This is a genomic window from Pseudoalteromonas sp. G5_S1_54_S4, from assembly GCF_054968565.1.
In genome coordinates, this window is sequence record NZ_JBQKUL010000083.1 from 1 (window position 1) to 7,213 (window position 7,213).

At 39.5% G+C, this 7,213-nt stretch carries 4 protein-coding genes, 7 tRNA genes and 1 pseudogene; 6 read left to right on the plus strand and 6 right to left on the minus strand.

All coding sequences use genetic code 11. The features are described 5' to 3' along the window. Nucleotides 1-145 precede the first annotated feature (145 nt). Both ACTRWE_RS18505 and ACTRWE_RS18510 read right to left on the minus strand, forming a co-directional pair. Nucleotides 146-221 (minus strand) — tRNA-Val (locus tag ACTRWE_RS18505). Nucleotides 222-367: 146 nt separating this feature from the next. Then, nucleotides 368-443 (minus strand) — tRNA-Val (locus tag ACTRWE_RS18510). A gap of 766 nt (nucleotides 444-1,209) precedes the next feature. Between ACTRWE_RS18510 and ACTRWE_RS18515 the strand changes: the two genes are divergently transcribed. From ACTRWE_RS18515 to ACTRWE_RS18540, 6 genes are all read left to right on the plus strand, one after another. Beyond that, nucleotides 1,210-1,285 (plus strand) — tRNA-Ala (locus ACTRWE_RS18515). 36 nt (nucleotides 1,286-1,321) lie between these two features. Next, nucleotides 1,322-1,397 (plus strand) — tRNA-Glu (locus ACTRWE_RS18520). Between the two features lie 143 nt (nucleotides 1,398-1,540). Continuing rightward, nucleotides 1,541-1,616 (plus strand) — tRNA-Glu (locus ACTRWE_RS18525). 93 nt (nucleotides 1,617-1,709) lie between these two features. Further along, a tRNA-Glu gene (locus ACTRWE_RS18530) sits at nucleotides 1,710-1,785 on the plus strand. Between the two features lie 180 nt (nucleotides 1,786-1,965). Further along, nucleotides 1,966-2,041 (plus strand) — tRNA-Glu (locus ACTRWE_RS18535). 316 nt (nucleotides 2,042-2,357) lie between these two features. Then, nucleotides 2,358-2,624: a DksA/TraR family C4-type zinc finger protein gene (locus ACTRWE_RS18540; protein WP_462880467.1), complete on the plus strand. Its 267-nt coding sequence runs from the start codon at nucleotides 2,358-2,360 to the stop codon at nucleotides 2,622-2,624. Between the two features lie 90 nt (nucleotides 2,625-2,714). On the opposite strand, the gene gloA is transcribed toward ACTRWE_RS18540, so the two are convergent. From gloA to ACTRWE_RS18560, 4 genes and pseudogenes are all read right to left on the minus strand, one after another. Beyond that, the gene (gene gloA / locus ACTRWE_RS18545) at nucleotides 2,715-3,116 is read right to left on the minus strand and encodes a lactoylglutathione lyase (RefSeq protein WP_024602990.1); all 402 of its coding nucleotides are present in this window, start codon (nucleotides 3,114-3,116) and stop codon (nucleotides 2,715-2,717) included. A gap of 54 nt (nucleotides 3,117-3,170) precedes the next feature. Beyond that, on the minus strand, nucleotides 3,171-4,202 hold the full coding sequence (locus ACTRWE_RS18550; protein ID WP_033102714.1) for a serine hydrolase domain-containing protein: 1,032 nt from the start codon (nucleotides 4,200-4,202) through the stop codon (nucleotides 3,171-3,173). Between the two features lie 119 nt (nucleotides 4,203-4,321). Then, nucleotides 4,322-6,232 (minus strand): aminotransferase class V-fold PLP-dependent enzyme, encoded by a 1,911-nt coding sequence (locus ACTRWE_RS18555; RefSeq protein ID WP_013465293.1) that lies wholly within the window; start codon nucleotides 6,230-6,232, stop codon nucleotides 4,322-4,324. Nucleotides 6,233-6,451: 219 nt separating this feature from the next. Next, nucleotides 6,452-6,670: pseudogene (locus ACTRWE_RS18560) on the minus strand (endonuclease III); the annotation flags it as partial. Nucleotides 6,671-7,213: the final 543 nt, after the last annotated feature.

Here is a 7,213-nt window from a genome sequence, read left to right on the forward strand (position 1 = left end):
GAAATAAATAGTACTGGACTTTAACCAGTGAACTTCGCCGTTACTTGTAAATAGCGGTGATGCTCTCATTTCTTGTAACTGAGCTAACGACCCATATTACAATTTTAATACATATCACTATTAATATAACAATAGGTTTTATATGTGGTGGGTGATACTGGACTTGAACCAGTGACCCTCGCCTTGTAAGGGCGATGCTCTCCCAACTGAGCTAATCACCCACATATAAATCAAACTAAACTATTATAAAAATAGTACTGGACTTTAACCAGTGAACCTCGCCGTTATTTGTAAATAACGATGACACTCTCTTATTTCTAACTGAGCTAATTACCCACATAGAACTTAGATACGACACATTAGAATGTGGTGGGTGATACTGGACTTGAACCAGTGACCCTCGCCTTGTAAGGGCGATGCTCTCCCAACTGAGCTAATCACCCGCATCTAAACAACACCACATTGCTGCGTTGTTGTGGGGCGCTATTATAGATAGACTTGTAAATGTGTCAACACTTGAATGATAAAAATGTGCTGAATGAAGCTTTTATAATCAATGCAATGTAAATAGTGTTCACTTTATCAGCAAGGTAACATAAAACGAACAATAAGCAGCTTTGGCTAGGGGTTAAAATAACTATATTTATATTCACTAGAGCGAGTTCTGTTGCTTTTTAAGGATGAAAATTAATTCAATTTAGTGGTAATTGATTTGCCGAGTCAGGGTTGCAACCAAGAAATCAAAGTAAAGCTTTCTAGTTCAGATCATCCTGCCTATGTTATTCAATTGTTTAAACCACTCAAATTAGCAAGTTGTTTATCGCTTAGCATAGTTAAGCTTTACAATTAGCATTTAATAAAATCCAGCTAGGCTATGATGGAAGTAGGCCCGTTTTAGGAGAAAAGCAGTGATAACTCAATTTGCATATAAATGTATACCTTTTGAGTCCGATGTGAATAGGTGCTTTTAGTATTATAGGGTCGTTATGCTCAACTCAAACTTAAATGTGGCACACTTAACGAAGCTCATTGTTACTAAGTAGTATGAAAATCTACTTTTTAGCATGTATGATAGCCAGTTTGTTGAAAATTAAACCATTTAAATAATGTCGCACAAAAAACTGTTGACTTTATTTTGGGGGGTGCATAGAATGCGCCCCGCACTAAGCGATACACGACGTGGTTATCACAGAGCGTATTGAATAAGTTGGGGCTATAGCTCAGCTGGGAGAGCGCTTCGCTGGCAGCGAAGAGGTCTGCGGTTCGATCCCGCATAGCTCCACCAATTTTTAGTGTTTGTCCTAGGGTAACAGTTTTCTGTGTCCCCATCGTCTAGAGGCCTAGGACACCGCCCTTTCACGGCGGTAACAGGGGTTCGAATCCCCTTGGGGACGCCACTTAACTTTTTAGTTAAAGGCGGTTTTACCGAGAAAATAGCGTAACACATAAAGCTCGAGTCTTTATTTGTACTATACGCCATTACCTTAAGAGCTCAGGATGTGAGTTAAACTAATCAATCGTCCTAGTGACACTTTTTAGTGTCCCCATCGTCTAGAGGCCTAGGACACCGCCCTTTCACGGCGGTAACAGGGGTTCGAATCCCCTTGGGGACGCCACTTACTTATTTTGAATAGGGAAGTGCAGTGTTATTAAGCAGCTCGCCTGAAACGAGTTAAACCATTCAGTTGTCCTAGTGACACTTTTTTAGTGTCCCCATCGTCTAGAGGCCTAGGACACCGCCCTTTCACGGCGGTAACAGGGGTTCGAATCCCCTTGGGGACGCCACTTACTTATTTTAAATAGGGAAGTGCAGTGTTATTGAGCAGCTCGCCTGAAACGAGTCAAACCATTCAGTTGTCCTAGTGACACAGAAAATGTTTCTGAGAAGATAATGCTATTCGCCTCGCAGGCTCGGCTCATCTTACGCAGAAATAGCAAATCAGTGATTTGCAAATTAATTTCTGCGTCCCCATCGTCTAGAGGCCTAGGACACCGCCCTTTCACGGCGGTAACAGGGGTTCGAATCCCCTTGGGGACGCCACTTACTTACTTTAAGTAATATATACAGCAGTGTTACACCACACACTCTATCCGCAAATTTAAAAAGAGTGAAAATCTCTTGATACGCCACCTACTATTCATTAGTAATATAGCTTTTAATAAAAGTATCTAAAATCAGTTTACCTACATTTCCATCACTACTTCAAAATTATTCAGTGAAGTTAAAATCTCAAAATTAAATATTTTATATAATAACTCCTAAATTTTATTAGCATCTTCCCCTTTCTTATATTCAGCTTAAATAAACTTCACCTATGTTAGGTTACATATAAACGTCCAAATAAATAGGAGGTTATATGGCAAGTGGATGGGCACGCGATGGTGCAATTCAAGATCAAATCGACGCCAGCGTTAATGATGCTTTGCAATATGCTAGAAGTAACTTAGTTTCTGGAGCCAGTGCCGAGCTATGTGAAGAATGTGATGAACCAATACCACAGGCACGAAGACTTGCGTTACCAGGTGTTAAGTATTGTGTAAGCTGCCAAGTTGAACTAGAAGGTAAAGGCGCACTTTCTAAAGGGCTTAATCGGCGTGGCAGTAAAGACAGTCAGTTACGATAAAAAGGTGCATACAGCACCTTTTTTAAAATTGTATCAGAGTTAAGCTTAAATAATTAAAAAGCCGCTTAGTAAACCTATTAAATATATTTACTAAAATTTATTCATATTTTCTTTTTTCTGAATAAGTTCAATTGAGTAGCCATCTGGATCTTTTACAAACGCTATTTCTGTTGTGCCACCCTTTACTGGACCTGGTTCACGGCTTACGTTACCGCCAGCGGCCTTGATATCAGCACAGGCTTTATAGATATCATCAAACTCAATCGCGATATGACCATAGGCATTGCCTAAATCATAGCTGTCGGTATCCCAGTTATAGGTCAGTTCAAGCACTGTTGTGTCAGTTTCATCACCGTAGCCTACAAAGGCGAGGGTATAGCGGTACTCTTCGTTATCAGCACGGCGTAACTCTTTCATACCAAGTACTTGAGTATAAAACGCAATTGATTTATCTAGATCTGCAACCCGTAACATGGTGTGTAGTAAACGCATTTAAATCCTCTTTAAAATTCATATAAATTTTTATAACGCAGCTAGTTTTAACTACTATTGTTGCGCAGTTACAATATCAATAATCCGATTATAAATTATTTCTGTGAGCATCACAGTATCATCGCCATTAGTATTTATAAACTGCACAACGACTGTATCGATATCTTTATAATAACGAGCAATGCTTGAATACCCTAATACCCACCCCGTGTGTTCATACTTATAAAGTGATGCATACAAAGCTTGCTCTTGTTCGTCGAAAAAAGTGCCTTTGTTTAAAGCAAAAATAAAGTCGCCTACATCTTGTGCGGTTGCCACATAGCCTTGATCGAGTGCTTTAAAATCATTCTCATAACCTACGTAGTAACCACTCATCAAATCTACTAAATTGATTTCATGTACAGATGAAAACGTATGCGTTAGGCCCAGTGGCGTTAAAATTTCATCTTTAATATATTGGTTGTGATCATAACCCAGCACGTTTGACATAATTTTTCGCAGCAACAAATAATTGGTATTAGAATAGCCATAGTCAGCATCAGGGCTAAAATCAGCGGGTTTATCGAGTACTAATGCAAGTGGGTCAGGGTAGGTGATTGACCAATCGAAATTATCGGTGTCTGTGTAATTGGGTATGCCACTTTTGTGTTTTACCATCATTCGCAATGTAATTTTATCTGCGTTTTCAATGCGCCCAATTAATGATGGAAGATAATCAGTCAGTGTTTTATCTATTTCAATACGTCCAGCGGCTGAAAGTTTGGTTAAAGCTGCTGCATCATATAACTTTCGAATGCTGCCAATTTTAAAAAGTGCATTAGGGTATGCGGGTATTTTTTGCTCTCGATCATGCCAACCATTTGCAAAATATTCAGGTTGCTGTCCTTGTTTATGAATATAAACAATAATGCCATCGATTCCTTGTTCAATAGCCTCTTGTGTTTGTGCTTGAACGTTAGCGGGCAGTGGGTAAAAGTAATATAAAGCAAACTGCCAAGGGGCAAAAATGTATATGCTAGTAAGAGTAACAATGAGAGCTGCAATCCGCAGAAGTGTAAGCGCTTTTTTGTTCTTCAATTGTATCATTGCATTCTGGCTTCATTTATTTTTGGAGTATGAGGATCAGCTTTTTACTCTACTAAACAGCAATATCATGTGATATTGCTGTTTAGTTATGAGGAGTTCGACTGTATTAAAGTATATCTTTACTTATTAACTTTGCCCTTAAGAACATAGATTTCACCATCAAAACTCCCTTGAATCGTCAAACCTTGTCCTGCTAGCTCTTTAAGGTACTCTATGTGTTCCTCTGTAATATGCTGGCCAGGCACCAAAAGCGGAATACCTGGCGGATAGGGGGTAACTAAACCGGCACAAATACGGTTGTTACTTTTACCGATAGGCACAGATTCGCGCTCGCCATAAAAAGCATCACTTGGAATACAGGCTAAGTCTATAGCTGGTAGGTTTTCAGGCAAGCGAGATCGTCGCGTCGATTTTGACAACTTCACTTTACCGCTGTCGAGTTTTTTGAGCGCATTATAAAGACGAATTATTTTTGAGCGCGTGCCGCCAAGGGTGAGTAATACCAAAATGGTACTGTGGGTGTATTTTTCTATTTCTAAGCCAATTTCATCCAGCAGGTATTTATGAATATCCTTTAACGAATAAGGTAATTCGCTAATGTCGATGAGAATTTTTAGCGGATCGTGACCCATGTTATCACCACTGAAGTGCGGAAATATTTCCATAAAGTCTTGCTTACCTAGTACTTTAATTTGTTTGAGTGAAGCCATCTGTTGTTTAAATTCTTCCACATGGTTCAACAAAGCATTGAGTAACTTATAGCCTTCCATCTCTAATTGCTTTTGGCACACATCAAGCGACGCGATAAGCTGATATTTTGGCGATGTACTGGCGTAAATACTGTAAATCTCACGAAAGAAATCAGCATCGAAATCAGGGTCGTTAACATGAATATAAGACGCTTGAGAAAACGCCGATACCACTTTATGCGCCGAATGAGTGACGTAGTCAGCGCCAGCATGAATGGCGGAATAGTATCGTAGGCTTGGATGAAACAGCGAGTAAGCAAACCATGCCTCGTCAATAAATACTTTAATACCATGTTGATGGGCAAAATCGACCACCTGTTTCAGATCGCTCAGTAGGCCATCGTAAGTACAACCGGTGAGAACCAGCAATTTTGCATCGGTATTTTGTTCTATTGCTTGTTTTATATCAGCCAACGACGGCGGCGCAAAAATGCCATATTTAGGATTTAAAATACTCGACAAATAAACAGGTAAACTCGCTGATTGCAAAATGCCATAGTGCACAGATTTATGACAATTGCGGTCGATGATCACTTTATCGCCCTTACGCAGCAATGTCTGCAAGATGATTTTATTTGAGGTAGACGACCCATTGGTAACGAAATAGGTATGCTTGACTTCAAACGTCGCCGCTGCTGACTCTTGCGCACGGCCAATGGTATTAGTGCTATCTGACAATGAACCTAACGAATCAACAGAAACCGACAGATCGCCCACGAACACATTACGACCATAAAACTGATAAAAATCTTTAATATAAGGAGAATTTCTAAAGCTCGAGCCGCCACTGTGACCTGGTGTGTGCCAAGAATCGTTTGCTTCGCCAACATAGCGGCGGTACGCAGTCCAAAATGGGGTCTCTGAGCGGTCATCGAAATCGTTGATCATATAGCCTAAAATTGCTTCAGGATCAGAAATTACCTCATCTTTAAAAAAGAAAGACTCAATCTCCTCCGACTCATTAACGATTTCAAGCCCCTTCGTATCATCGCCAATAACATAAACAGGCAGCTCAAGGCGGATCCCTTTTAACTGCTCGATAAAGCGACTATAAGTGCGTTCGCCAACCTTATTTTGCAAATCCCAGCTAAGCACTACAGCCTGAATATCACCATCTTCCTCTACAATGTCCAACGCTTGTTTTAGCTCAAGACGCTCAATAATATCAATATGAATATCATCTCGCTCAAAATTGACAATGGTCTTCGATAGATTCGTTGAAAGCTCTTGTAAGGTGACTGGATCTTGCTCAATTAACAAGATACGAAGTATTGGTAGCATAGGAATTCTCGTAATAAAATTTCATAATGCTCAACAGCATAACTAAAGGATTGACGCTTGTGAAATTAATACTTTGAAAATGTTACAATAATTTCTTTTCGCAGGGGCAGGTATAAGCGTTTATTTAATTAATTTGTACTATAGAAAAGTCAAGGTGCCTAAGTTTGACACCTGCATTAAGAAATAGAATGTATTGGTAGAGGAACACTCGCCATGTAGCTACTCAGTTTTATCTTTAAACTCACATAAATCTTCAATAATACAGCTGCCGCATTTAGGTTTTCGCGCTACACAGGTATAGCGGCCATGCAGTATAAGCCAGTGGTGAACATCGACTTTAAACTCTTTAGGCACTAGTTTTTCGAGCTTCTTTTCTACTTCAACAACGTTCTTAGCTACTGCAAACTTAGTAAGGTTTGATACACGGAATATGTGCGTATGTCGGCCACCCAAAATATAATGAACGTAGAACGAAAATACTTACTTTTTCAAGACTGCTTTGAGTGATGAAGAGACGGTCACGATAACTTTATGTAATTAGTTTTATTCTGCAAAGCCGGCCATCGGCTAACTCGTATTTGCCCCTTTTCGAGTTAGCAAATTGCATATTTTGCAAATTGGTTTTGCCCCTTTTCGAGTTAGCAAATTGCATATTTTGCAAATTGGTTTTGCCCCTTTTCGAGTTAGCAAATTGCATATTTTGCAAATTGGTTTTGCCCCAAGACGTGTTAACGTAATTACTCTATAGGTCGGCTTTGAGCGATAATCGGTCATTGATACTGGCTAAATATCGTCGTTAATAGATTGGTTAAACTGCTCTTTGCGCATATATTCATGAAAATGAGCGCCGAGCGCATATTGTTCTATTTAACTTTTCTTTAAAGTTTTAGAAAACTTAGTGATAGTAATACCTTAGGTTATTTGTTAAAACTATATAATGTAGAAAAATGAGCGTAGCGTCGGCAGAAATATGCGCGATGA